Below are 25,796 nucleotides of genomic sequence, written 5' to 3'. Positions count from 1 at the left end.
ATTTACGGTATTTAAAAAGTCTTAACGACAAACTTCTCTTATAAGCAGTTAAGCGGCTGCGCTTTGCGCCAACTCGCGGATTTTACCAACGATGGCGCGCAAGCCATTTCCGCGCGTTGGCGTAATGTGGCTCTCTAAATCTAACTGCAAAAAGTAGTCGTCTATGTCAAAAGCAAGAATGTCATCAGCAGACTTTTCGTTGTAAGCCGCTAGCACGAGTGCTAATAGGCCTTGAACGATTACGGCGTCGCTGTCTACGACAAAATGAAACTTACCGCCGCGATGCTCCGACTTAAGCCAAACGTTACTCTGACAGCCTTTTACGAGCTTGTCAGGGCTGTGTTCACTCTCGGGAAGTTTAGGTACATGTTTACCTAGGTCAATAATGTATTGATAACGCTGCGACCAGTCGTCAAAGAAGGCTAAATCATCAATAATTTCTTCACTTGAGGGTAATTGCATTACATTTCCTATGGGGGAATTGGGTTAAAAGCTGTGTTCAATCTAATGGGTTTAAGCGCTGGCGCGCGTTATTCACGCACGCATGATATTACTTTGACTTAAAAAAACACGCCAGCTTCAAGCTGTGCTTCTTCACTCATCATATCGCGAGACCAAGGTGGATCAAACACAAGCTCAACGCTCACCTTCTCAACAAACGGCACCATGCTCACGCGATATTCAACATCTCCCACCAATACTGGGCCCATGCCGCACGCTGGTGCGGTAAGCGTCATATTGATGTTGACGCATTTTTGCTGCTGGTCAATATTGACGTCGTATATCAAACCGAGGGAGACAAGGTTAATGGGAATTTCAGGGTCAAACACGCTTTCTAACGCGTCCCACACTTGGTCTTTATCTATGTTGCCATCACTGGGCGCATCAAATGATAAATGCAGAGGCTTGCGACCAATGGCGCTGGCATCGGTACCGTCGATGCGATACATATTACCGCGCCACGTCACCGTGTAGTTGCCGCCTAAATCTTGGGTAATATTCACAAACTCACCCGCGGGGATGGTCGCGGGGTTGCCAACAGGTACTAGCCTCGCTTTACAGTCACGCTCGGTGACTACCATTTTTTGCTTCATACTGCTTTACACTGCCTTATATGCTTAGTGTGTTTTAACCTACGTTAAAGCTCTCGCCACAACCGCACTCGTTAACCACGTTAGGGTTGTTGTACTGAATAATGCCGTTTACACCCGCCTTTACGTAATCGATTTCAGTGTTTTTGATTAGACCAACCGCATCGTCGGCAATGGCAACGGTCAAAGCATCGCTAAATTCAATGACTTCATCGCCGTCTTTCGGTGCATCTGCAAAATCAAGGACGTACGCATAGCCGGTGCATCCGCTCATTTTAGTTGAGAAGCGAATGATACTGCCGGGTTTTGTTGACAGCATACTTTCAAAATGCGCAATAGCACTGTCGGTCATGGTAATGACTTGGGTGCTTGGGACAAATGTTTCTACACTCATAATGACTCCTATGCCAACATCATCTTGGCTTTTTTAAGCGCAGCAAAAAGCTGGTCAATTTCTTGGTGGGTATTATATATCGAAAACGAAGCTCTTGCTGTACCAGGAATGTTCAAGCGCTTCATAAGCGGTTGCGCACAATTATCCCCAGTGCGAATGGCTACGCCTTGCTTATCTAAAATAAACCCAATATCGGCAGGGTGAGCATTATCAAATAAAAAGCTCATCACACCAATTTTATGTTTTGCCTTACCTATAATGCGCATTCCTTCAAAAGCATTGGCTTTCTCGGTGGCGTAATCAAGTAAACTTTTTTCATGTGCCTGTAAGGCGGCCATATCTTGTGATTTAAGCCAATTTACCGCAGCGCCTAAACCAATCACACCGGCAATATTAGGCGTACCTGCCTCAAGACGGTTTGGCAATGCGCCCCACGTGGCTGTATCGTAATCCACATCGTGAATCATCTCACCACCGGTTTGCCATACCGGCCAATCTTCAAGTACTGAACGCTTACCCCAAAGCACTCCAACACCGGTGGGTGCAAAGATTTTATGACCTGAAAAGGCATAAAAATCACAGCCAATATCAGCTACATCAACATCGCCATGAGCAATACCTTGCGCGCCATCTACTAGCACCCAAGCGCCCTTCTCTTTTGCTTTTGTGCTGAGAAGTTTAATTGGGTTGATTGTGCCTAAGGCGTTAGAAACATGCGGAAAAGCGACCATGCGCGTGTTATCGGTCAACAACGCATCAAAGGCGTCTAAATCAAGCTCGCCGTCTTCGGTCATTGGGCACACCTTTAAGGTTGCGCCGCTGCGCTTGCACGCTTGTTGCCAGGTCACTAGATTCGCGTGGTGTTCCATTTGGGTTACCAACACTTCATCACCGGCTTTAAGCAGTTGGCCAAGACCATTGGCAACCAAGTTAATACTTTCTGTCGTACCGCTGGTCCAAATCACCTCTTCTCTGTGCGGCGCATGAATAAACGCAGCCACATCATCGCGCGCTTTTTCGTATCGGCGCGTAGCATTATCCGATAATTGGTGAGCACCGCGATGCACATTTGAATTGCACGTGGTGTAAAAATCAACAATGGCGTCGATGACCGCTTGCGGCTTTTGCGTAGTTGCAGCGTTATCTAGGTAAACCAGAGGTTTGCCATGAACACTTTGAGCAAGTACGGGAAACTGCGCTCGAATAGCCTCTACGTCAAAGCTCATTTAACCTCCATGCTCTCAAAGCGCTTGCTGAGCAATGGCAGCAACCAGTCACGAATCGCTGGGTTTGGTATCGCATTCACCAGTTCTTGGATAAAGCCAAAGTTTAGCATTACCAGAGCCTTTGAGCGTTTAATACCGCGGCTAAGAAGGTAGTACAGCGCTTGCTCTTCTATTTCTGCCACCGTTGCACCATGTGCGCACTGCACGTCGTCAGCGTAAATTTCTAGCTCTGGTTTAGTATTGATAATCCCGCGACGAGACAGCAACAAATTGCGGTTGTTGAGCTCAGCAAGGGTCTTTTGCGCATCTCTGTGAATATGAATACGACCGTTAAAAACCGCTCTGGCTCTGTCACCAACAATACCACGAGCGTTTTCTTCTGTGGTGCCGTTTGGCATCGCATGCTCAATGGTCGAGTGAAGGTCAAATAATTCGCCCTCACCCAATAAATAAATCGCATTCATCTTCGCTTTCGCGTGCTCACCAGCGTGAATAATATCCACGTCAACGCGAGATAATTCGCTGCCATAACCTACAAGCGTGCTATTTAAACGCGCATTGTCGTGTAAGCTGAAATGACTACCACCCACTTGCTTAGCAAGCTCGGTAAAAAACGCAAAGCGATAGTGCTCAAGAGAGGCCGACTCGCCAATACGATATTCAGCAAAGGCGGTAGTAAAGCTTTGCTCAGTGCCGCTACCATATTCGATAATTGAGCACTGAGAGTTGTTTTGCATATTCACCAGCACGCGGGTATGTGCATCGGTGTCTTGGGTTGCTAAGTTCACAATGCGCACTGGCGTGTCAATTTTGGCGCTCTGCTGCACCTCAATATAAATACCTTGCTGACATAATGCGTCGTTGACCAAGCCAAACAAATGGCGTGTAGGTTTAACCGCACCAAACAATGCTGTAATTTCGGTTTGCTGAGTTTGTGTTGCGTTAGTCAATGAATGTATTTGCAAACCTGCAGGTAGAGTTAAAGCCGACAAGTCACTAACCAATTGACCGTCAATAAAGACGATGTCAATTGAGTCAACGCCTGGAATGCTTTCAACCTTGCTAGCAACAGCGCTATCTAGTTGATCAATCGCAGCTTCACGCTCTTTTAACGAGCTTAGCGGCGTAAAGCGCCAAGCTTCATTGCGCCCGGTAGGCCAGCCTTCTGCGCGCAAGTGTTCAAGGGCTTGCTGACGCACCGGTGCAAGATAATCCTGCACTTTTGTTGCATCATCAATGACCTTGTTTAGCCATTGACTCATGCCTCCACTCCTTCAAACTCTTTGCCTAAGAATGCATAACCTTCTTTTTCAACTTTTAAGGCAAGTGATGCGTCGCCGCTTTTCACTATTTTGCCGTTTGCGAGGATATGTACAAAGTCAGGCTTGATAAAATCTAGTAGTCGCTGATAATGCGTGATCACTATAAAGCTTCGCTTGTCATCGCGTTGACTGTTGACGCCGTTTGCCACAACCTGCAGTGCATCGATATCAAGACCAGAATCTGACTCATCTAAAATGCACAAGCTTGGCTTTAATAAAATCATCTGCATAATTTCGTTACGCTTTTTCTCGCCGCCGGAGAAGCCCTCATTCACGCCGCGCTTTAAGAAGTCGAGGGGCAGTTGTACTTGCTTGCATGCTTCTTTCGCGCTTTTCAAAAACTCAGCAGCCGAGAGAGGCTCAAGACCTTGTTGCTCACGCACGGCATTTACCGACTCTTTCATAAATTCCATGTTGCTCACGCCTGGAATTTCAACAGGATACTGAAACGCTAAGAACAGTCCATTAGACGCGCGCTCTTCAATTTCCATGTCAAATAAAGCTTCGTTGTTAAAGGTCACATCGCCTTCAAGCACTTCATAGCCTTCGCGACCAGAGAGTACATAGCCAAGGGTACTTTTACCGGCACCGTTTGGTCCCATAATGGCATGAACTTCACCGGGCTTAATCTCAAGGTTAACGCCATTTAATATGGTCTTTTCTTCTACTCGCGCGTGCAAATTATTAATTTTTAACATTACTATCCCACTGACCCTTCTAAGCTAATCTCTAGTAATTTTCCTGCTTCGACGGCAAACTCCATCGGCAGCTCTTTAAATACTTCTTTACAAAAACCGTTCACAATCATCGATACCGCTTTTTCCGGATTGAGACCTCTCTGCTGGCATAAGAACAGCTGCTCATCGCTCACTTTTGAGGTGGTCGCTTCATGCTCAACAATCGCGGTAGGGTTTCTGCTTTCTATATATGGAAAGGTGTGCGCGCCACAGGTATCGCCAATCAGTAACGAATCACATTCGGTAAAGTTTCGAGCACCATCTGCTTTGGGTCCCATTTTTACTAAACCGCGATAGGCGTTGTTACTTTTGCCTGCTGAAATACCCTTGGAAATGATGGTAGAACGGGTATTTTTACCCAAATGAATCATCTTCGTGCCGGTATCGGCTTGCTGTCTGCCACGTGTAAGGGCAACTGAATAAAACTCACCTACGCTGTTATCGCCTTTTAATACGCAGCTTGGGTACTTCCACGTTACCGCAGAGCCAGTCTCGACCTGTGTCCAAGATATTTTGGCATTGGTGTGGCATATGCCGCGCTTGGTCACAAAGTTATATATACCACCCACACCATTTTCGTCGCCTGGGTACCAGTTTTGTACCGTGGAGTATTTAATGGTGGCATCGTCTAGGGCAACCAGCTCAACCACCGCTGCATGCAGTTGGTTTTCATCGCGCTGCGGGGCGGTGCAACCTTCAAGATAGCTCACGTGGCTGCCTTCATCTGCCACAATTAGCGTGCGCTCGAACTGACCAGTATTCATTTCGTTAATGCGGAAATAAGTAGAAAGCTCCATCGGGCAGCGAACGCCCTTAGGAATGTATACAAAAGAGCCATCGGTAAATACAGCACTGTTTAAAGCAGCAAAATAGTTGTCGGCGCGGGGAACCACTGAGCCAATATACTTCTTCACAAGCTCTGGATATTTATGAACCGCCTCTGAAATTGGGCAGAATATCACGCCCGCTTCTTCAAGCTTGCTTCTAAAAGTGGTCACAACCGATACCGAATCAAATACGGCGTCTACTGCTACACCGGCTAGCATTTCTTGCTCATGTAATGGAATGCCAAGCTTTTCATAAGTGCGCAGGAGCTCTGGGTCGACTTCGTCTAATGACTGGGGCTTATCGGCCATACTTTTTGGCGCAGAATAATAAGAAATACTTTGATAATCAATTTTAGGATAATCAACGTGCGCCCACTCGGGTTCTTCCATCTTCAGCCATGTTTCGTAAGCTTTCAGGCGCCATGCTAGCATCCATTCTGGCTCACCTTTCATCTCAGAGATACGGCGGATGATTGATTCATCCAAACCGGCTTCAAAGGTTTCTGACTCAATTTCAGAATAAAAACCGGCATCGTACTTACGTTCTAATGCTTGTTCTATCTGTTCACTCATATTTGAACCCACTTAATTGTTAGTTTTGACTAGTACTTTGCTCACTGTAATCAGTGATGCTGTCGTGTCGTGCTTAATTATACCCAACTACTCTGATATAGATCCCATGCATGTGTGCATGGTCACGTGATGTAGAGCATGTCTGCATCACACCGTCCATGGGATATCGAGAGGTGTATATTTTATACTTGAAGCAAAATATTGATGTCGGTTGTTTTGGCTCGGTCGCTTTGGCGACTCGAAACATCTTTTACTTGTTCTGTGCTAATTAAATCTTGAAGTGAAATGCCGTTAAGAAAATCATTAACGCGGTCACTCAAGTCTTGCCATAGCGTATGTGTTAAACAACGCTCACCACCTTGGCAGTCTGCTTGACCTTTACAACGAGTGGCATCTACCGTTTCGTTCACCGCATGAATCACAGAGCCTACGGAAATTTCTTTGGCTTTGCGCGCCAGCGCATAACCGCCACCTGGACCACGCACACTGCGCACCAAATTAGCCTTGCGCAAACGCGCGAATAGCTGCTCGAGATAAGACAGCGAAATGTCTTGACGCTCTGAGATCTCCGACAACGAAACCGGACCTGAATCACAGCGAATGGCTAAGTCTAGCATCGCGGTAACAGCGTAACGCCCTTTAGATGTTAGTTTCATGCGCACTCCATAATTAAACAACGAGCGCGATTTTTTCATAACCTACTAAAATGGTCAAGTATTAAACCAACTATTTTAGTCAAGTATTGTAAAGCTCACCGTACTCATCCGATGAAAAAACCTATTATGAGTAGGGCAAGCATTTATTTACGGTCGGTACAAGGATTCTAGTATATCACAGCAAACTTGCACGATTGAATTTACTTATGTTTGAGATTGACAAATCTATGTGATGAATAGCTGACAATCTGCCCATTTTCATCTCGTGTAAAAGTGAGCGTTTCGCCCATATCACCCTCGTCACGTTTAAACCGGAACGTATCGCCTTCAACATGAGCATTATTGTTAGCATTACCATCTACTAGATTAATGACAAAGATGGTTAATAGGCGCTAAAATTAAGGTGATACAGGTCACAAACATAATCGCTTGTTTTCATAAGTTCTCAATTTCTCCTGATTATATTAAAGCAGTGCTTTGCAAGCCGCCTTTGTACTGCAAATCGTTACGGTTGAGGATCTCGACTACGCGATTTCGAACATCGATAATCCCATCATGTTGTAAATGTGCAAGGACTCTACAAAGGGTTTCTATTGCCATACCCAAGTAGCTTGCCATATCGGTGCGCGTCATCGGCAAACGAAACTCGTTGCCAAGCAACCCCTGAGCTTCAAATCGATCTGACAGACGTATTAAAAATTGAGCTACCCGTTGCTCTCCAGTGCAATAACTGTGATTGAGCTGCATATGCTGTTCGTAGGTTAATCTACTGCTTAAAATACTGAGCAATTGATGTCGAAATTGCTCGCTATTTGCCAACAGCGCATTGACCTTTTTTGCGCTCAAATAACCCACGCTACTTTTTTCAAGAAACTGCACATTTTGCGTGTGGCTGTTTTGATAAAAACCATCAACCCCAATTAAATCCCCTGGTAAAAAGAATTGTGTAACAAGCTCCATACCCGAATAAGAACTAATGGCGCTCTTTGCAGAGCCTGAACGTAATTGATATAGGCCGTTAAAGCGGTCTCCGGCAAAATACAAGGCTTGTTTCGCTGGGTAGACTCTGTGTGAAATGCTATCGACCCATTGATTTAAAGAGACATAAATAACACCCTGGCTAAGGGCGCTATTTTGACAGTCTTTTCTGCGTGCTTGATGCGTTGTTAACATCCGTGGGATATCCTATGTCTATTCAACATGTTATGAAGCAATAATCGCCTCATAAATATGATAGTCATGATACTCACGTAGTTAATTAATATGCCATTGGGTATTTCGCTTAGATGATTGCGGATAGTACTTAGTGCTAATGCTTGTCTTTAGAATAATTCTCCTTTTTACGGCGCACCGTCTAAGATTACTTTGCCTAGCATAAGGATTTCGGCTATTGTTTTTGAGGTTACACTGCTTTATTTTCATATTAACGTTTGAAAAGTCAGCCAAACCCTATAGTCCGGCGCAACCTACCATTTTGCATTTAATAAACTTTCATTTAACGGCTTCATGATGACCGACATCTATAAACAAAGCTCAGCGGCATTTTCAAAACGAGTATTAGCGTATTCATTGCTTGCCACATTCGCGACAGCCTGTTTGATCGCTTTGAGCCTATTTTATATTGATTCACAAGGCCGCGCCCACATCGACCGTTTAACCGAAAATACCGCGAAAGGAGTCGCCTCGCTATTACAGCAAGACTTAGAAAACAAAATGATGTCTTTAAGCGAGTTTGCGCAAATCTCTCAAATTGACGGCGTCATTAGCGAGCAAGAATGGCAATCAATCAGTCAAACTTTATATGACACAAACAGGGGTTATCAAGCGATTGGCTGGTTAGACGCTGACTTTAACATTCTTAAGGTGACCCCCGTTGAAGGCAACGAAATTGCACAACGCTTTAATATATCCGCCAATCCATCCGCTTTCATTGCCGCGACGAAGGCTAAAAACGAAAAACGTATTGCGATAACAAGTCCGCTTGAATCGATTCATGGTGGATTAGGAATGGGCATTTATGTGCCTATGATAGATAAACAAGAGAACGTAACTGGATTCTTTTCAAGTCTCATCTTGTTTGAACGGTATTTAGAGGCAGTGCTACCAGAAAACTTACTATCGGAACACGTTCTTTATTTGCGCATAAATGGTCAACTCATTCAGGCCTCTATGCTTGAAAACAATGCACTAGAAACCCCTTGGTTACACGAGGTCAGCATCAATATAAAAGACCAAGTATGGACGGTGGGTGTAGCGCCAATAGCGCAATATTTAACGTATGCTCACTTCAGCAAAATCCGCATCCTCTTCATCTTGGGAATTGCGCTGTGCATATTGGTTGGCTTAGCTACCTTTAAAGCCCTTAGTGCAAAAAGAAAGACAGATATCATCAGTGATGAACGACATAAGGTAGAGCATTTACTAAAAAACTTGCCTGGCATGGCGTATCAATCATATAACAAAGTCGATTGGCCAATGATACTGGTTAGTCAAGGCTGTGAACAACTTACAGGCTACACAAAAGAAGAGTTTGAAAATCACAAAATACTGTGGGGGAAGATAATTTACCCGGACGACTATATCCGAGTGCGAGATAAAGTAAATGAAGCAGTGGCGAACCAATGCTTTTTTGAGCTCGAATATCGTATTTTAAGCAAGAACAATGGCGTACGTCTGGTATGGGAGAAGGGGGAGGCGGTAAGATCGCTGGTATCGGACGAGCTTGTTTTAGAGGGGTTTATTAGCGATATCTCTACTATTAAGCAAGCTGAAAAAGACCTAATCGTAAGTCGTGAATTTTCTGATGCTATTGTCAATTCGGTTGTTGAAGCGGTAATTACCATTGATCAAAATGGCATCATCAAGAGGGTTAATCAAGCTGCTTTACACATGTTTGATTATACTTACGAGGAACTCAGGGGGCAGCCGGTTAGCATACTTATGCCCGAACACGATGCAGCAAGACATCAACAATACATCGCTAAGTATCAGTCTAGCAACCAAGCTAAAGTGATTGGTAGTGGTCGAGAGTTGCAAGCAAAACGCAAAGATGGGAGTCTGTTTCCCATACATGCATCTATTAATGAAATCGTGTCGCACGATAAGGTGATGTATGTTGGTTTACTACGCGATATCACCCTACAACGTAAAGCAGATGACGAAAAACGCTTACACATAGAGCAAATGGCACACACTGAGCGGCTTAATTCACTAGGCGAGATGGCGGCAGGTATCGCACACGAGGTGAATCAACCGCTAACCGCTATTTCTTTGTTTTCTCAATCGGGCAAGAAGCTCTGCGACCAACAACGCTTTGACCGACTACCGGATATCTTTGACAAACTCAGTCAGCATGCAAAACGTGCCGGAGACATTCTTGAACGCATGCAGTCGATGACGAAACAAGGAAATCGAAAAAAAGAGCGTGTCGATTGTCGTGTATTGATAAACGAAGTCGTGAGCCTTGCCGAGCCTGATGCGCGTATGCGCGACATCAATATTCAAGTAGAGATGATGAACACCCCCACTATGCTATATGTAGATTTAGTGCAGGTTCAGCAAGTGCTACTTAACCTGCTAAGAAATGGCATGGAGGCAATGCAATCAGCCGGCTTAGCCCATGGGGATACCATTGCTCTTGTTTGTACAATCGAGCCACCTCGTTATGTGAAAATTGCCATTAAGGACAGTGGCAGCGGCGTGGCCGATGATATGCTTGAAAAGCTTTTTTCGGCGTTTTCATCAACCAAGCAAAAAGGTATGGGAATAGGCTTATCTATTTCAAAAAGCATCGTTGAAGAACATGGAGGCAGTATTCATTATGCCGAGAACACCCCATGTGGCTCTATATTTTATTTTTTATTACCGATAGACCCAGCAACACCAAAGCAAACTTAATCGCGCAACGATAGCCATACTACTATGATTCGACGATATTTAACTGGCAGATAATGAACGCCTGAATAACGCTAAACTCATCGTTAAAAACGTAACGCCCAATGCACTAACCAAAATCAGTTCTGGCCACACTATATTGATGCCAGCTCCCCTGAAAACAACAGCTTGCGTAAAGCTCATATAGTGTCGAGAAGGTAATAACCAGGTAAAGGCTTGCACTACCTCAGGCTGACTTTGCACTGGGGTCATGCCCCCAGATAACATCATCATTGGAATAGTGAGCAGCAGCACCAATAATGAAAATTGCGCCATGGTTTTAGCAACGGTCCCTAAAAGAATGCCAATGGCCGCAACCACTAGGACGTATAGTATCGTGCCGAGCAATAAAAGCAGATGAGAGCCTGCTACCGGTACTGCCAATAAGTACTCAACCAGTAAAGTCAGCGACAATATAAATGCGATGACAATCACTAAGCTATTTGCCCATATCTTTGCCGCAACAATTTGCATGACGCTCAGTGGCACCGTTAACAAATGCTCAATGGTTCCATGCTCGCGCTCCCTCAGCAATGCAGCTCCTGTAAGCACCATTGTTAACAGCGTAATTTGATTTAATAGAGCATTAATAGAACTAAACCACATGCCAGTGCCGTTTGGATTAAATGCTCGTCGAATGGCCAAGCTAACAGAATATGTGCTACTTTGTGCACTGCGGCTTGCGAAATAGTTTATCTCTTGAGTGATAATGCTTTGTATATAGGCATTGCCTAAACTTGCTTGTGTAACAGCCGTTGCATCAATATCGATTTTCACTTCAGGCGTTTGACCACCTCTCACGTCTTTTTCAAAATGCGGTGGGATACTCACAACAAACATGAATGTATCTTGATCCATGTAAGTATCAACTTGGTCCGCTTCAATATATTCAGGTGTGTTGAAATACGGTGGATAAAACGCGTTGGCAATAGCTCTTGATAAGCTAGATTGATCTTCATCTATTATCGCTATCGACGCATTGTTAACCGACTCGCTAATGGCCGTTGCATTAGAATAAATAGCAAGGCTAAAAGAATACAAGATAAGCACGACCAATACTTTGTCGGTTAATATACTGCGAAGCTCTTTGGTGCCTAGCCATCCAATGTTTTTCAATGCCCGCATCTATGCCTCCTGCTTCTTCAATAAAAGCCAAGATACCAAGATTAAAAATGGACCAAACAACATCAGCATCATCAGGTCGGGTAATAACTGAATAAAACTCAGGCCCTTAGTAAACGCCGCGACACTCAGGTGCATATAATAAGTGGCCGGCCAAATTGTACCAATTACGTAACCACTGCCCTCTAAGGTAGAGGTGGGCTGAATGATTCCTGAAAATTGTAATGTAGGCATAATAGATAAAATGGTTGTTGCAAAAATAGCGGCCACCTGCGATTTAGTTAACGATGCGATCAACATGCCAAATGCTGTAGAGCCAATGACATACAATACAGCCCCCAAACTAAGGCCTAACAAGTCTCCTTTAAGTGGCACTTGCAACACAAAAACAACCAACAAGGTCAACACAATAAAGTTGATAAACCCTATGGTGACGTAAGGGACTTGCTTACCAAGTAAATACTCTAGCTTTTTGGTTGGTGTGACGTAAAAGTTAATCACCGTTCCCATCTCTTTTTCTCGGGCAATGCTCACCGCCATCAAAATAGCGGGAATCAACAACAGTAACATTGCTGGCACCTTAGGCCCCATCGAGTAAATGGTTTCAAAACTGGGGTTATAACGGAAGCGGGGCTGCAAACTTACGCGTTCATAAGCAGATAAATCGTAGCCTTTATTGCGGGCAAGTGAAACTAGATAAGCTGCATGTACACCCTCAACATAACTTTCAATCGTATTGCTACGCAGGGTATTTGCACCATCTATCCAAATTGAAATAGTGGTCGCATCGCCTTTTATTAAATCACGACCAAATCCAGGCGGCACTTCTATTGCTAATGCAATATCGTCGGCTTTCAATCTTTGCTCTAACGCTTCAACACTATTTGCTTGAGGCGTTTGTATAAAGTAACGAGAGCCTTCAAACTGCCGCAGGTACTCCCTGCTTTGTGGGCTTTGGTCTTGGTCGTAGACTGCATAACGCAGGTTATCCACATCCAGTGAGGTACCGTAAGACACGACTATTAACAGCAAAGCGCTACCTAAAAACGCAAAGCTTAAGCGCACGGGGTCTCGCATGATTTGCTTAGCCTCCAGATAGGTGTAAGCCAACAGGCGCCGTAAACTAAAACCCTGAGTGTGGTCACGGTCATGCCTGCCTTTTAAATCACGTGATCGCGGATCGTTTTTACCATGGTAACCGTCACTTTCAATAGTGCTTTGATCAGCTGTGCTAGCAAACACGGTTGATGGCTTTTGTATGTCTTGTGCTACTTCAGAGTTTGTGCTCTCTAAGTAACGAATAAAAGCACCTTCTAAATCATCACTGCGTTGGCTTTTGATAATATTGTTTGGCGTGTCACATGCCAGCACCTTTCCAGCATGCATTAAAGATATGCGATCGCAACGCATTGCTTCGTTCATAAAATGCGTCGAAATAAAAATCGTGACCTTATTGTTACGTGAAAGCTCAACTAACAGCTGCCAAAAATCATCTCTGGCGACAGGATCCACCCCAGAGGTAGGCTCATCTAGGATTAATATTTCAGGCTCGTGAATGATCGCAATGGCCAAAGACAAACGCTGTCGAATGCCAAGCGGCATGGATGAAGCTAATGTGTCCATATAGTCAGTCAAGCCAAAGCGACTGGCTAGATCACGAATTCTGATGGTCGCTTTATCATCATCTAAGTCAAACAGCTTAGCGTGCAAGACCATGTTTTGCCGCGCACTTAACTCGGTATACAAAGAAAAGCTCTGCGACATAAACCCCACCCGGTAGCGAGTTGCGATATTGCTTGCATCAATAGCCTGTCCAAACAAATACGCTTCACCGTCACTCACCGGCAGCAGTCCGGTCAACATCTTCATAGTAGTGGTTTTACCGCAACCGTTAGAACCTAAAAAGCCAAATATTTCACCGCTTTTAATGTCAAAGCTCACGTTATCTACTGCAGTAAAGTCGCCGAATCGTTTGGTTAAGCTTTTTGCCACAATCGAGGAGGATGTTCCTTCAAAGTTCAGTTCAGGAATGCTTAACGCACGATGGCCTTTGCGCTTTTGCTCGGGTAATAACGCAATAAATGCCGCTTCAATGTCATTGGTATTCGTTTGCTGCTTAATTTCTAACGGTGTGCCACGGGCGAGGATTTTCCCATCGTCCATCGCAAACAATAAATCACATTGCTCAGCCTCATTCATGTATGCTGTTGACACCAAAATACTCAAACGTGGTTTATCTGCCCTAATGGCAGCGATTAGCTCCCAAAACTGACGCCGAGATAAGGGGTCAACACCTGTAGTGGGCTCATCTAGCAATAATAAGTCTGGGTCATGAATTAAAGAGCAGCACAAACCCAGTTTTTGCTTCATACCGCCAGAGAGTTTACCTGCGGGACGGGATAAAAATGGATGGAGTCCTGTGGCAGTGCTCAGAGCGTTAATTTGTTGTTTACGATAGCTCGAATTAAGGTCAAACAGTTTACCAAAGAAATCTAAGTTCTCTGCGACACTCAACTCAGCATACAAATTTTTACCTAAGCCTTGTGGCATATAGGCTATACGAGGGCTTACACAAGTGCGATGCGAGGCTGAGTCAATATCCCCACCTAGCACCTCAATCTTACCGTGTTGTAATTTACGCGCCCCAGCGATTAGGCCCATTAAGCTTGATTTACCCACCCCATCAGGCCCAACCAAACCGACCATTTGCCCTTCTGGGATGAGCATCGACACATCGTTTAAAGCCGTTTTCTTACCGTAAGCATGCGACACATGGTTAACGGTTAAGACATGCTGCATGTCATCATTCATTTAGTTGAATCCAGAATCTGGTAAAGCATCATTGCTATCCAGTTCGGGGGGCAAATGCGTGAGAAACTCAGGCCAAGCAGAAGGCGTTTGTTGTTCAAATGAGCTAAGGCGAATATATGCCACACCTCTGACACCTGTTTTGACTTGTTCTAAATGCTGCATGACCAATGTCTGCGGTATGCGCACCTTCACTCTAAACATAAGCTTGTCGCGCTCCGTTTGAGTCTCAACGGCTTTGGGTGTGAACTGCGATTCAGGGGAGATAAACGAAACAGTCGCTGGAATTGCATAGTCTATAACATCCAATTTAATGCGCGCTTCGCTCCCAACAGACGTGCTAAATGCCTGTTCGGAGGGCAAGAACACTTCCATGTAAATATCTGTTAAATTAATCAGCGTAAACACTTTCCCGCCGCTTGCTAGTACCTCACCGGTTTCTGCTAAACGGTATAAAATGCGCCCGGTAACCGGGGCAACTAATGTGGCTTCATCGATATAAGTTTGTACTTTGCTTACCGAGGCTTCAGATGCTGTCACTGCATATTTTAAGGTCGTTAAGCGCACGTTAGCCGCGGCTAAGGCAGCTTGCGCACTGTCTTTGACACTTTGCTTTTGATCTAAGTCACTTTGCGACAGTGCACCTGATTTGACTAAAGGTATCACACGATTGAGCTCTTGGACGGCAAGCGTTAGCTCGCTTTGACGCTGCGCGATAATCGATATCTCTTCCTCCACCGCCGCTTTACTTTGAGCCAATTGAGCTTGCGCTAATGCCAGTTCACTATCGAGCTCATCGGTATCCATAATGGCTAGCACTTGTCCGGCACGAACTAAATCGCCCTCTGCAGCAAGTACTTGCTCTATTCTACCTGCATATTTAGTCATGATATCGATTTGGTCGGCCTCAATCCTGCCGTTGCCGTATGCAATATCTTGTGGAGTGGCGGCTTGCTCTTGTTGCCACCACTGCCAAATGACAAGCATACTGACCACTACGATCATCATGATCGCTATCGCACTAAAAGATTTTTTTATCATCACTGAATTCGCTCGTTGACTCATAATATGAAGGGAATTAAACACCAAGGCATAGTGTGCATGGTTTACGTGTCAAGCGTTATTAGGGATACCCACACCCAATTTCAGTTTGATTAGCGCTGATCCGAGTGAAATGGCCTTATTTTGAGCCGCTAATATAAGTACTAGCCACAATATGATTAGGTAAGCCCCTCATTGCAGAAAATACCCACCGCAATACACTTGTCTGTATTAGTCAGCATAATCAAAACCAAAGGTTTAATACTTCTCTTTAGGTTAAGGAAATCATGCAGGATATAAAAATGAATGAACTACTCACCAATGACCATGTGAAACTCGATATTGCGCAACATCTCGTTACTCTGCGTCCAATTACACCAGAAGACAAAGAGATCGAAGCCTCTTTTGTGCACAACTTATCGCTTGAAACAAAATACGAGCGATTTTTTGAGGGCATAAAAGACCTTTCCCCTTATATGCTTAAAAAGCTTTGCGACATAGATTACGTCAGCACCATGGCTTACGTCGCTACGGTGCAAGAAGATGGAAAAGAGAAAGAGATTGGTGTTTGCCGCTATGCGCCAGGCAATAATGAGGATGAACGCGAGATGGCCTTGGCCATTGCCGACGACTTCCCCTATCTTGATGTGGCTGTCCCCCTGCTTGAGCAGTTAATTGCCCATGCTAAATCAAACAACGTAAAACGCCTATATTCCATCGAAATGAGCGGCAATCACCGTATTATTAAATTAGCCAAGAAGATGGGGATGCAGGCAAAAACAGACCCTGATGACGCACAACAAATGATTTATTCATTAACGCTTTGAGCAAAAAACCAATAGTATAGCTATAAGCTGTCCCAATTTATGGGTACACCAGATTAATCAACTAAGTAATATATATGCAAAGAGAACAAATAGTATATATCGTCGATGACGATGAAGGTATCCGCGAAGGCCTCAGCCTTTTGTTAGAAACCGTAGGTTTACCTGCGCAGCTTTTTAGCAGCGCTCAAGAGTTTTTAGATGCCTACGATGAAAAACAAGGCGGATGCTTGGTGCTAGACATAAGAATGCCTCGTATATCTGGACTAGATTTACAAAAAATCTTAAAAGAGCGAGGGTTTGCTTTACCCATTATCTTTATCACTGGTCATGGCGATATTCCCATGGCAGTTGAAGCCATGCGCCATGGTGCAATGGATTTTATTCGCAAACCCTTCCGTGAACAAGATTTGCTCGACACCATCAATCAGGCGCTGCAAGTAGATGCGGGGCAAAGTAAGCACCAACAAGAGCGCAATGCAATATTGAACAAGCTAGCTTCGCTGTCTGAGCGCGAGCGAGAAATATTCGAGCGTGTGGCAAATGGCGATATGAATAAGGTCATTGCTTATGATTTAGGGATCAGTGAGAGAACCGTTGAGGTGCATCGCTCGCATGTCATGAAAAAACTCGATGCTAAAACTCTTCCCGCTCTCGTGCGCTGCAAACTTGTGGAAGAAATGTCAGGCAGTGTTTAACGCATCATAAGCTCGACCGAAGCGCTCGATTAGGCGTCATATTTATCTGGTTTGACGACGTCGATAAGCTAAACAATTGGGGTAACGGATAAGCTTACGGGGAAGTGATCTGAAGTATGAATATTCGTATGAACATGCACGTGATTCGTGCGTAAACCACGGCAGTAAATATGATCGAGGTGTTGAAACAAATGGTGCATTCTTGGTCTTCGCGTTATCTCCACCTCGTTTAAGGCAAAGGCGGTCGCCAACGACTGCAAGTATTTCAGCCGCTGACGGTTCCAAGTGTTGAAGTCCCCCGCCATTATTACCGGTCCGCGATGCGCGTTAAGCACCTCAAATACACCTTTTAAATGGCTCATAAACTTATCTATCGACACAAAGTTAATCAGATGCGCGTTTACCACCAATAATTGTTGATGACTATTGGCAATGGGGTAAAGGCAAGCCAGTGACATTTTTTTTGTTTTGGTGATGGGCTCGCTATGTGCAGATGCAGCAAATGTATGCTCAATAGCCGCCACGCGACAGCCTGTTTTTATGCCATTCTCAACATTATCGCGCATATTCTTAAAGCTGCGGGCCATAATCCACTGATGCTCTCGGGAGCGGGTAAATTGAAAATCAAAACGTGAATTTAACACCGCCTCTTGTAGTAACACCACGTCCTTGTGTTTAATCAAACTCACGAAATCTTCGTGCCATCCAGATTTTTTACACTTAAACACATTCCACAATAATACTTCAATACTTGGGCCTAATGCGTCTTGCGGCGCATTGCCCATTACCCGAAGTGACTCTAGCGGATTATATTGGTGAGATATCATAGGTTAACTAATCTTGAGCTCATGAGATGTAGCATAGTACGTAACAGCCCCTTTAAACGGTAACACCACTTACAAATACGGAGAAAATAAACGAAATAGATTATTTCGCATTCGTTTGTAGATAGGAAATCCTTTTGCTTGCTCTGGGGTTACCTGCCTAGCCGCCTCTCTCTTCGTATCAAAAAATGTAGCGAGTTTGGCATTAAGGGTTTTATCGTAACACTCTAGGTTAATTTCAAAGTTAAACTCTAGGCTTCTTGCGTCCCAGTTGCTCGAGCCGATAAAAGAATACACATCATCTATTATCATAATTTTACTGTGATCAAAGGGCCGTGTGTTCTGATACAGCTTGATACCATGCGCAATTATCCTTGAGAAATTCGCCTGTAGAACCCAATCTAAAAACAGAATGTTGCTATTTTGGGGAACGATGATTTCAATCGTTATGCCTCGCAATGCCGCAGCATGCAGCGACGCCATCAAAACGCTATCTGGAACGAAATAGGGCGTCATGATTTTCACGTTCTGTTTTGCACACGCCAACGCGTTTATCAAGGTCCATTTGACTTTATTATGATGCTCATCAGGGCCATCCTGAATAACTTTTGCGAGTACCGAACCCTGATTCGCTGACGCGTTTGTTTTATCAAATAAAGGAAAGGCAATCATCTCACCGGTGGCAAAATACCAATCCTCGATAAACACCTGACTGATTTGATCAATTACAGCGCCTGTCACTTTAAAGTGAATATCATCTATAGGGCTATTGGATGAAGCGATGACATTGTGTTTACTGACATTCATACCACCAATAAACGCATGCGTCCCATCAACACAAAGAATTTTTCTGTGATTTCTTAGATTGATAAAGCGGATGCCTTTTAATGAGACCGTTGGTAAAAAGCGTGCTGTCTTTATCCCAGCCTTTTTTAACGCTCCCTGAGAATGTTGCAATCCATATCGAATACCGATGCCATCTAGCAGCACGTTTATTGTCACGCCTCGTTGCTTGGCGTTTGCAAGTGCCGCAACAAACTGCTTGCCTATGGCATCATGCTCAAAAATATAGCTTGATAATATGATATGCCTGCGCGCGTTATCAATCGACTCAAGCATGGCGGGATATGCGTTATCACCATTCACAAGTGGCTCAACATCACAATATTGTAAACGACTAAAAGGGTGAATATTGCTGCCAGACTTAATAGAGCCACGCCAGTGCTCGGGCAGATCATGAAAGTCTATGGAAGACAATTCCATGGGGATATCGTTGTTTATCTCTGGGGGATGTATTTTCTGTGCAAAGCGCTGAATACGATTGACGCCAAAAATCCAATAAAACAGGCTGCCTATAATGGGAGATAATACCACCAGCCCAATCCATGCTAGAGATGTGCGCTCATTTTCTTTGTATAACACTACGTGCATGGCTGTAATTGATGACACACTCACATGTATCAATACACTAATACCTACCCAGTATTGGGAGGCCCATTCTAGCCATTCATGAATCATTGACTTTCAACCTGTTTTGCATCAATCATGGTGATATTTGAACCGGACACACTATCTCATTGGTAAGCGAACTATACAACAAAACAGAAGTGTATTTGACCCAGACGCTAGGCGAACACTTTATTATCTTCACACTGCTGTTAACAACGGCGGTGACCTTAGCGTACTTGCTTGTCATGCATTACATGATTACTCACCTAGATGCTAAATACTTCCTTAAGAATAGCCCTCACGCTGCTGCGCCGAGCGAAAAACGGGTTCGCAATATCAATTCAAAGTTTCACTTGTTTACCCGCGCCACACATACCACCTTCGGCTATTTCATTTACGCGCTAAAAATACTGCTGGGCATTTGCTTGTTAGGGGTCGGGATTGCCATGCTAGTGTTGCCAGGACAAGGCATACTCACTATCGTACTTGGCCTAAGCTTGCTCCCCTTCCCAGGAAAACACGCTTTAGAGAAAAACCTTTTGGCGCGAAAATCTGTGCGCGCCAGCCTCAACTGGTTTAGAAAAAAAGCCAATAAACCACCGTTTATTTTTGAGTCAGACCCGCATGAGCCTCAATAAGGCCTTGTGTAAAAGAGAACGTTCAATATGATAAACAATGAAAGGGAGTATTGACTGTTCGTTACGCAGTGTTTAAATCATATATTTCTATACGGTTCTTGTCTTGTCCTTTTGCTTTATAAAGAGAATGGTCAGCCCGTTGCAAGGCTGGTTCAATAGAATCCTCATCGTGGTATACGCATGCAACACCGCCACTTACCGTAAATTGCGTGGGTTTGGTCAGCCTTGCGACATTTTCCCGAATATTATTCGCCACCCTCATAGCACCATCAATATCAGTGAAAGGCAATATCATCACAAATTCATCCCCACCAAAACGGAAGGTTTCATCAGAATCTCGGCTATTTGCGCGTATGGTTTCTGCAAGCGCTCGTATAACCTCGTCACCCATTTTATGTCCGTATTGATCATTGACGGCTTTAAAGTCGTCAATATCAAACAAAATCAACGTTACTGGCAATAGACGTCTGCGGCTCATTGTAATAGCTTGCTCGGCAAGTACAGGGAACACTCGGCGATTGTGCAGGCCAGTCATAAAGTCTTTACGCGCCTCAAGTTGTAATTTTTCAGATAGCCTTTCAGATGCTAGTAACAAAGGTCGAATCACAAATAAAACTAATCCTACGATTAGCAAAGCTGCAGCAATGAATGTAATGCCAAGCAAGTTAGAAAGCTTTCGAATTCGCTCATTACTATCTTGTTCATACTGCTGTACAACGAGATCGAACTTCTCCAAAATTTGTTGGGAGTTAGTTTTTAAGCGCGCGAGCGTTTGTTCATCTGCTGTAGCAGGCACATTCAGTAAGTCTCTCGCTAAAGCAACATATTCATTCAGAGCTGTGTTTAAGTCGTTGGGAGCAGTGAAATAAAGGGCCTGTAATTTGTCGGTTAGCAAGTTATCTTGCTCTGTGACGCTTACCTGCTGATATTTATTAATCAGCATCTGATGGCGCTCAAATAATAAGTCAATAGCTTCTAGCGCAATGGCTTTATCGCTTGCATTGCCGCTTGTAGCATATTCAGTAGTGTAAAACGCAATGCGCTGAGACAGCATCCGTTGATACCCGCCCACGTCTATTTTAGTCGCAAAGGTAGTTTGTTCGTCTATGGTTTTATTAATAACCGCATACACAAATATGGCCAAGCCCGATACGATAAAAATCGAGATAAATGCGGTAGCGGCAATCAACCTTACGGGTGAATACTTTTTGAGCAAACTGCGCATAATTTAACCTTTTTGAATTTTTTTCATTCTATCCTATGGCTTCAGAAACATTCAATTAATAATGCTTTTTTAACGTTAGGGTATTCATGATTAGCTTTTTAAAGCAGTAGGAATACTTCTTACCCATAGCCAAATAGCATGAAAAAATATTTAAATCACACTGTTAGCTGATAGACGCTGTAATAATTGCGCATCATAGATGCATTTGGTTTTAATATGCTCGATGGCGAGTTAAATGTCAGTGCACTGAACGAAATACTAGGCTGCCGATCAGAGCTAATCGCAAGATCAGAAAAGATGTCCCAACGCGCACAACAAGCAGTTGAATATTCACTTTGAAATCCCCCTTGTTCAGCCGTGTTAAGCCCATAAAACTGCAATGACCTCGTTTAAGAGTTAACTTTTCATCCTACTTAATACTCGCCCTTGCTATGCGCTCAATATTTACTCAATGTTTGAAGGATATATAACCACATACTGTCAGCTTGTTTTACACTTCGCTGTATTTTTAAATATCAACTGCACTAAGTGATTGTTTTTAATTATAAATATAATAGGTGCAGTTCTTGCTTCATCGCACCTTTCAAGGCGGAGTGAAGGTGCTCATTTTATTCCGCTTTTTTCGCTGCTGTCATGAGTATGTAACAGACTTAACCGAACATTATAAACTGAAAATAACGAAAAGCCGGCTAACCGGCTAAAGCTTCCTTTGGAGATACCATGAAACGAACATTAGCAACGGCGCTATCTCTAGTGTATGCATCCGCAACACTAGCAACGCCCGTTTTTATCAACGAAATTCATTATGACAACACAGGTGGTGACGTCGGTGAATTTGTCGAAGTAGCCGCACCTGCAGGGACTGACCTTAGCGGATGGTCAGTCGTATTTTATAACGGGAGTAACGGCACCAGCTATGCGACAAGTGCACTGTCTGGCGTTGTTAGCGAACAAAGCAATGGCTACGGATTTGTCACAGTATCTCCGTCGAGCATTCAAAATGGTTCACCCGACGGCCTTGCGTTAGTCGACAACAATGGCAACGTTGTCCAATTTTTAAGCTATGAAGGAACACTCACAGCAACCAATGGTATTGCTAATGGTTTAACCAGCACAGACATTGGCGTAAGCGAACCTGGCAGCACGCCAGTAGGGTTCTCCTTGCAGCTTACTGGCATTGGCCAAGCATATGCAGATTTTTCTTGGGCTGAACCATCACCCGAAAGCCCCGGCTCAGTCAACGCTGAACAGTCGTTTGGCGATAGTATTGAAGATTTAGCGCCTACGGTAACAATCACCCCCGCCGATGGTGATGTGAATGTGGCAGTAGATGCCAATATCGAACTACAATTTTCAGAAAATGTGAACGTTAGCGGCATAAATCCAATTGTGTGTGCCAGCGAGGTTTCGATTTTTGCCACACTTTCTGGCGGTGGTACGAGCTACATAGTCGACCCAGACCAAAACTTTGCGTCAAACGATCAGTGTAGTTTTACATTAAGAGCAACCGACGTTACCGATTTAGACGGCGCACCTAACAACATGGCAGAAGATGTCACCGTCACATTCACGACTGTTGACTTAGATGCCAGCATCGATTTTGTCATCAATGAAATTCATGCAGACCCAGCTAGCGACATCACTGGCGATGCTAACGGCGATGGTGTTCGTAATTCTTCTCAAGACGAATTTGTCGAGCTTGTTAACACCGGTGAACTTGCGACAGACATCAGCGGATGGACATTGAGCGACGGGGTTGGTGTACGACACGTCTTCCCTGCTGAGTCTATTGTAGAGCCAGGTTGTGCTGTTGTTGTCTTTGGCGGCGGAACGCCAGTTGGACTGTTTGGCGGTGCCTTGGTGCAGACCGCATCAGGTGGAAGTGTTGGCCTGAACAATGGTGGTGATTCAATCGTTCTCTCAAATGGCGCAATCAGCATCGACACCTCTTATGGTAGTGAAGGTGGTCGTAACGAGTCTCTTACCCTTAACCCAGATATTACCGGTGAAGGCTTTGCCCAACACTCTTCAATAGAACAAGCAAATGGCGCGTTATTCTCGCCAGGAACACGTATCGATGGCAGCACATTCTCTGGCTGTGTTGTGCCCGATGTTGCACCAACAATCGTTGATGTTGCACCTGCAAATGGTGCTAACAATGTCAGCGTAGACACGTCAATTGCCATTACCTTTAGTGAAGAAGTGTCTATAATCAATCCGCCTACTTTACAGTGCAGCATCAGCCAAGCGGTAGACCTGATTGCAACTGTTGAAGGCTCAACGGTCAACTTGACCTTGGTAAACGAGCTAGCGGGCAATGAGAATTGCACACTAACCGTTAACGCAAACTCAGTGGTCGACATCGACGGTGGTGCAAACCCACTTCAAAATACATTCTCTAGCACATTTACCACCGCAGCACCGCTAGTATGTAATACGCCAGATGTCACGCTAATTTCTGCCGTGCAAGGTAACGGACCAGTCAGTCCACTACTAGACCAAGTCGTATTAGTGCAGGCGTCGGTAACGGCTATTCTGCCTAACTTAAGTGGCTTTGTGGTTCAAGAAGAAGCCGTCGACAACGATGCTGACCCTGCAACCTCTGAAGGTATTTTTGTTGCTAACGGTTCTATTGATTTTGAAGCGCCCGCTATCGGCGACGTAGTATTACTGAATGGCGCAATATCAGAGCGCTTTGGACGTACTCAGCTTGAGCTTTTAGCTGCTCCACAAACGTGTGGCGCAAACACCATCGCAGCAACACCTTTTGGCCTGCCGGTAAGTTCGCTTGATGATTTAGAAGCGCTAGAAGGTATGCTAATTAGCAGCGAAGCGCCTTTAACAGTCACCGATAACTTTAGTCTTGGTCGCTTTGGCCGTGTCACACTATCAAACGGTCGACTTTTCACCCCTAACAACATTGAGTTGCCAGGCAGTGAAGCTAACCAAGCATTGATTGCTGCTAATGAGCTAAACCGTGTTGTGTTAGATGATGCTAGCGACTTCTCAAATCCAGACGTTGTGGTGTTCCCTACGGGTAACCTTTCGGCCAATAACACCCTAAGACTTGGTGATACAGTGTCTTCACTTACAGGTGTGCTCGATTTCACGCGCGGTGAATACATGATTTATGCGGTAGAAGAGCCAGTTTTTGCGGGAACTAACCCGCGCACAGATGCGCCTGAGCTAGCGCCAGGAAATCTTACAGTTGCCAGCTTAAATGTGTTGAATTACTTTACTACACTAGATGCACCCGGTTCGGTGTGTGGTCCTAGCCAATTAAGCTGTCGCGGTGCTGAAGATAATGGCTTTGACAGTTTTGAGCGCAGCGAATTCGAGCGCCAGAAACTTAAAACGGTAGCCGCAATTGTCGCGATGAACGCTGACATTGTTGGATTCATGGAAATTGAAAACAACGGCTTTGGTGAAGGCAGTGCAATTGCCGACTTAGTGAGTGCGGTTAATGCTGAAATGGGTGAAGGTACCTATGAAATTGTTAACCCAGGCAGCACAATCGGTACTGACGCAATTACCGTTGCAATGATTTACAAACCATCGGTAGTGAGCTTAAGCGGTGATTTGGCAATACTAAGTAGCGAAAACTCTATCGTGGACGAGAACGGTCAGCCCCTGTTTAACGACAGAAGAAATCGCCCGTCTCTTATCCAAAAATTTGCCTTAAACGAAAATGGCGCAGAAATTGTCATTAGCGTAAATCACTTGAAATCTAAAGGCGGCAGTTGTGGCGAAGGCGACGACGATACACAAACAGGGCAAGGCAGCTGTAACCTTACGCGCACATTGGCGGCACAAGCTCTTACTACGTTCTTAGCAGAGAACTTTGGCGATACCCCAACGCTTATTATTGGCGACCTTAACGCCTATGCCAAAGAAGACCCAATTCGCACTATATTAGAGACCGGTTATACGGACCTAGCTAACCTCTTTGGTGGCGCACAGGCATACTCTTATACCTTTGGCGGTGAAATGGGTTATTTAGACCATGCCCTCGCCAGCGATAGCCTGCTTGATAAAGTGGTTGATACTACTGAGTGGCATATTAACGCTGACGAGCCCGTTGTACTTGATTATAACCTTAACTTCAAAACCGCTGATCAACAGATTCAGTGGTATTCACCTGATGCCTATCGCATGAGTGATCACGACCCAGTGTTAGTGTCTTTGCAATTAGACGCAGGTGTTGTAAAAGGTGATTGGGATGGTGACGGAGATGTGAATGTCAATGATATCCGTGGTTTGATTCGCGCAATACAATCTAGACAAGAAATTGATATGAGCTTTGATTTAAATGAAGACGGTAATATCTCGGTACTAGATGTAAGACTGCTTGTATTTTTATGTACGCGTCCTCGTTGTGCTATTCAATAGAGTAGCTAAGCGTAGGATA

Annotated in this window: 20 protein-coding genes; 5 read left to right on the top strand and 15 right to left on the bottom strand. The window is 44.5% G+C overall.

Annotated features, from left to right (window positions below; all coding sequences use genetic code 11):
• Positions 1–48: 48 nt before the first annotated feature.
• The 9 genes from KJ365_RS04140 to KJ365_RS04100 all read right to left on the bottom strand — a co-directional run bounded on the left by KJ365_RS04140 (position 49) and on the right by KJ365_RS04100 (position 7,999).
• On the bottom strand, positions 49–462 hold the full coding sequence (locus KJ365_RS04140; RefSeq protein WP_214450370.1) for a SufE family protein: 414 nt from the start codon (positions 460–462) through the stop codon (positions 49–51).
• A gap of 98 nt (positions 463–560) precedes the next feature.
• A complete protein-coding gene (gene sufT, locus KJ365_RS04135) occupies positions 561–1,094 on the bottom strand; it encodes a putative Fe-S cluster assembly protein SufT (protein ID WP_214450369.1) in 534 nt (177 codons plus the stop codon).
• Between the two features lie 34 nt (positions 1,095–1,128).
• Positions 1,129–1,485, bottom strand: coding sequence for a HesB/IscA family protein (locus tag KJ365_RS04130; protein WP_214450368.1), 357 nt, complete (start codon positions 1,483–1,485; stop codon positions 1,129–1,131).
• A gap of 8 nt (positions 1,486–1,493) precedes the next feature.
• Entirely contained in the window at positions 1,494–2,711 is a 1,218-nt protein-coding gene (locus tag KJ365_RS04125; protein ID WP_214450367.1) for an aminotransferase class V-fold PLP-dependent enzyme, read from the bottom strand.
• Entirely contained in the window at positions 2,708–3,973 is a 1,266-nt protein-coding gene (sufD, locus tag KJ365_RS04120) for a Fe-S cluster assembly protein SufD (protein ID WP_214450366.1), read from the bottom strand. Before sufD ends, KJ365_RS04125 begins: the two co-directional genes overlap by 4 nt.
• Positions 3,970–4,731: a Fe-S cluster assembly ATPase SufC gene (sufC, locus tag KJ365_RS04115; RefSeq protein ID WP_214450365.1), complete on the bottom strand. Its 762-nt coding sequence runs from the start codon at positions 4,729–4,731 to the stop codon at positions 3,970–3,972. Before sufC ends, sufD begins: the two co-directional genes overlap by 4 nt.
• A 2-nt stretch (positions 4,732–4,733) precedes the next feature.
• On the bottom strand, positions 4,734–6,170 hold the full coding sequence (sufB, locus tag KJ365_RS04110; RefSeq protein WP_214450364.1) for a Fe-S cluster assembly protein SufB: 1,437 nt from the start codon (positions 6,168–6,170) through the stop codon (positions 4,734–4,736).
• Positions 6,171–6,352: 182 nt separating this feature from the next.
• Positions 6,353–6,826, bottom strand: a complete 474-nt coding sequence (gene iscR / locus KJ365_RS04105) for a Fe-S cluster assembly transcriptional regulator IscR (protein WP_214450363.1) — start codon at positions 6,824–6,826, stop codon at positions 6,353–6,355.
• 459 nt (positions 6,827–7,285) lie between these two features.
• Positions 7,286–7,999, bottom strand: a complete 714-nt coding sequence (locus KJ365_RS04100) for a helix-turn-helix domain-containing protein (RefSeq protein WP_214450362.1) — start codon at positions 7,997–7,999, stop codon at positions 7,286–7,288.
• A 336-nt stretch (positions 8,000–8,335) separates the two neighbouring features.
• On the opposite strand from KJ365_RS04100, the gene KJ365_RS04095 reads away from it, so the two are divergent.
• A complete protein-coding gene (locus tag KJ365_RS04095; protein WP_214450361.1) occupies positions 8,336–10,723 on the top strand; it encodes a PAS domain S-box protein in 2,388 nt (795 codons plus the stop codon).
• A gap of 39 nt (positions 10,724–10,762) precedes the next feature.
• Here KJ365_RS04095 and KJ365_RS04090 read toward each other — a convergent pair whose 3' ends face one another.
• From KJ365_RS04090 to KJ365_RS04080, 3 genes are read right to left on the bottom strand one after another with little or no spacing between them, the layout of a single operon-like run.
• Positions 10,763–11,884 carry an ABC transporter permease gene (locus tag KJ365_RS04090; RefSeq protein ID WP_214450360.1) on the bottom strand — a complete coding sequence of 374 codons (1,122 nt, stop codon included), beginning with the start codon at positions 11,882–11,884 and terminating at the stop codon, positions 10,763–10,765.
• Entirely contained in the window at positions 11,885–14,692 is a 2,808-nt protein-coding gene (gene rbbA, locus KJ365_RS04085; protein WP_250884011.1) for a ribosome-associated ATPase/putative transporter RbbA, read from the bottom strand. It abuts the gene before it with no gap.
• Positions 14,693–15,730: an HlyD family secretion protein gene (locus KJ365_RS04080; RefSeq protein WP_214450476.1), complete on the bottom strand. Its 1,038-nt coding sequence runs from the start codon at positions 15,728–15,730 to the stop codon at positions 14,693–14,695.
• Between the two features lie 302 nt (positions 15,731–16,032).
• On the opposite strand from KJ365_RS04080, the gene KJ365_RS04075 reads away from it, so the two are divergent.
• The gene (locus tag KJ365_RS04075; RefSeq protein WP_214450359.1) at positions 16,033–16,557 is read left to right on the top strand and encodes a GNAT family N-acetyltransferase; all 525 of its coding nucleotides are present in this window, start codon (positions 16,033–16,035) and stop codon (positions 16,555–16,557) included.
• A 74-nt stretch (positions 16,558–16,631) separates the two neighbouring features.
• On the top strand, positions 16,632–17,252 hold the full coding sequence (locus KJ365_RS04070; protein WP_214450358.1) for a response regulator transcription factor: 621 nt from the start codon (positions 16,632–16,634) through the stop codon (positions 17,250–17,252).
• A gap of 68 nt (positions 17,253–17,320) precedes the next feature.
• Here the strand turns inward: KJ365_RS04070 and KJ365_RS04065 are convergent, their stop codons facing one another.
• Both KJ365_RS04065 and KJ365_RS04060 read right to left on the bottom strand, forming a co-directional pair.
• The gene (locus KJ365_RS04065) at positions 17,321–18,079 is read right to left on the bottom strand and encodes an endonuclease/exonuclease/phosphatase family protein (RefSeq protein WP_214450357.1); all 759 of its coding nucleotides are present in this window, start codon (positions 18,077–18,079) and stop codon (positions 17,321–17,323) included.
• Positions 18,080–18,148: 69 nt separating this feature from the next.
• Positions 18,149–19,594 carry a phospholipase D-like domain-containing protein gene (locus KJ365_RS04060; RefSeq protein ID WP_214450356.1) on the bottom strand — a complete coding sequence of 482 codons (1,446 nt, stop codon included), beginning with the start codon at positions 19,592–19,594 and terminating at the stop codon, positions 18,149–18,151.
• An 89-nt stretch (positions 19,595–19,683) separates the two neighbouring features.
• Here KJ365_RS04060 and KJ365_RS04055 point away from each other — a divergent pair, with 89 nt between their 5' ends.
• Entirely contained in the window at positions 19,684–20,163 is a 480-nt protein-coding gene (locus KJ365_RS04055) for a PGPGW domain-containing protein (RefSeq protein WP_352109327.1), read from the top strand.
• Positions 20,164–20,224: 61 nt separating this feature from the next.
• On the opposite strand, the gene KJ365_RS04050 is transcribed toward KJ365_RS04055, so the two are convergent.
• Entirely contained in the window at positions 20,225–21,388 is a 1,164-nt protein-coding gene (locus KJ365_RS04050; protein WP_214450355.1) for a GGDEF domain-containing protein, read from the bottom strand.
• Positions 21,389–22,108: 720 nt separating this feature from the next.
• On the opposite strand from KJ365_RS04050, the gene KJ365_RS04045 reads away from it, so the two are divergent.
• Entirely contained in the window at positions 22,109–25,777 is a 3,669-nt protein-coding gene (locus tag KJ365_RS04045) for an ExeM/NucH family extracellular endonuclease (RefSeq protein WP_214450354.1), read from the top strand.
• Positions 25,778–25,796 lie beyond the last annotated feature (19 nt).

Origin of the sequence: Glaciecola sp. XM2 (assembly GCF_018595715.1) — a bacterium.
Classification (GTDB): Bacteria; Pseudomonadota; Gammaproteobacteria; order Enterobacterales; family Alteromonadaceae; genus Glaciecola.
The sequence above is the reverse complement of the archived record's forward strand: the minus strand, read 5'-3'. Positions and strand labels throughout refer to the sequence as shown.

Coding starts and splice junctions, on each gene's coding strand:
- KJ365_RS04140 (WP_214450370.1), bottom strand. CDS start 462: ATGCAATTACCCTCAAGTGAAGAAATTATTGATGATTTAGCCTTCTTT.
- sufT (WP_214450369.1), bottom strand. CDS start 1,094: ATGAAGCAAAAAATGGTAGTCACCGAGCGTGACTGTAAAGCGAGGCTA.
- KJ365_RS04130 (WP_214450368.1), bottom strand. CDS start 1,485: ATGAGTGTAGAAACATTTGTCCCAAGCACCCAAGTCATTACCATGACC.
- KJ365_RS04125 (WP_214450367.1), bottom strand. CDS start 2,711: ATGAGCTTTGACGTAGAGGCTATTCGAGCGCAGTTTCCCGTACTTGCT.
- sufD (WP_214450366.1), bottom strand. CDS start 3,973: ATGAGTCAATGGCTAAACAAGGTCATTGATGATGCAACAAAAGTGCAG.
- sufC (WP_214450365.1), bottom strand. CDS start 4,731: ATGTTAAAAATTAATAATTTGCACGCGCGAGTAGAAGAAAAGACCATA.
- sufB (WP_214450364.1), bottom strand. CDS start 6,170: ATGAGTGAACAGATAGAACAAGCATTAGAACGTAAGTACGATGCCGGT.
- iscR (WP_214450363.1), bottom strand. CDS start 6,826: ATGAAACTAACATCTAAAGGGCGTTACGCTGTTACCGCGATGCTAGAC.
- KJ365_RS04100 (WP_214450362.1), bottom strand. CDS start 7,999: ATGTTAACAACGCATCAAGCACGCAGAAAAGACTGTCAAAATAGCGCC.
- KJ365_RS04095 (WP_214450361.1), top strand. CDS start 8,336: ATGACCGACATCTATAAACAAAGCTCAGCGGCATTTTCAAAACGAGTA.
- KJ365_RS04090 (WP_214450360.1), bottom strand. CDS start 11,884: ATGCGGGCATTGAAAAACATTGGATGGCTAGGCACCAAAGAGCTTCGC.
- rbbA (WP_250884011.1), bottom strand. CDS start 14,692: ATGAATGATGACATGCAGCATGTCTTAACCGTTAACCATGTGTCGCAT.
- KJ365_RS04080 (WP_214450476.1), bottom strand. CDS start 15,730: ATGATAAAAAAATCTTTTAGTGCGATAGCGATCATGATGATCGTAGTG.
- KJ365_RS04075 (WP_214450359.1), top strand. CDS start 16,033: ATGAATGAACTACTCACCAATGACCATGTGAAACTCGATATTGCGCAA.
- KJ365_RS04070 (WP_214450358.1), top strand. CDS start 16,632: ATGCAAAGAGAACAAATAGTATATATCGTCGATGACGATGAAGGTATC.
- KJ365_RS04065 (WP_214450357.1), bottom strand. CDS start 18,079: ATGATATCTCACCAATATAATCCGCTAGAGTCACTTCGGGTAATGGGC.
- KJ365_RS04060 (WP_214450356.1), bottom strand. CDS start 19,594: ATGATTCATGAATGGCTAGAATGGGCCTCCCAATACTGGGTAGGTATT.
- KJ365_RS04050 (WP_214450355.1), bottom strand. CDS start 21,388: ATGCGCAGTTTGCTCAAAAAGTATTCACCCGTAAGGTTGATTGCCGCT.
- KJ365_RS04045 (WP_214450354.1), top strand. CDS start 22,109: ATGAAACGAACATTAGCAACGGCGCTATCTCTAGTGTATGCATCCGCA.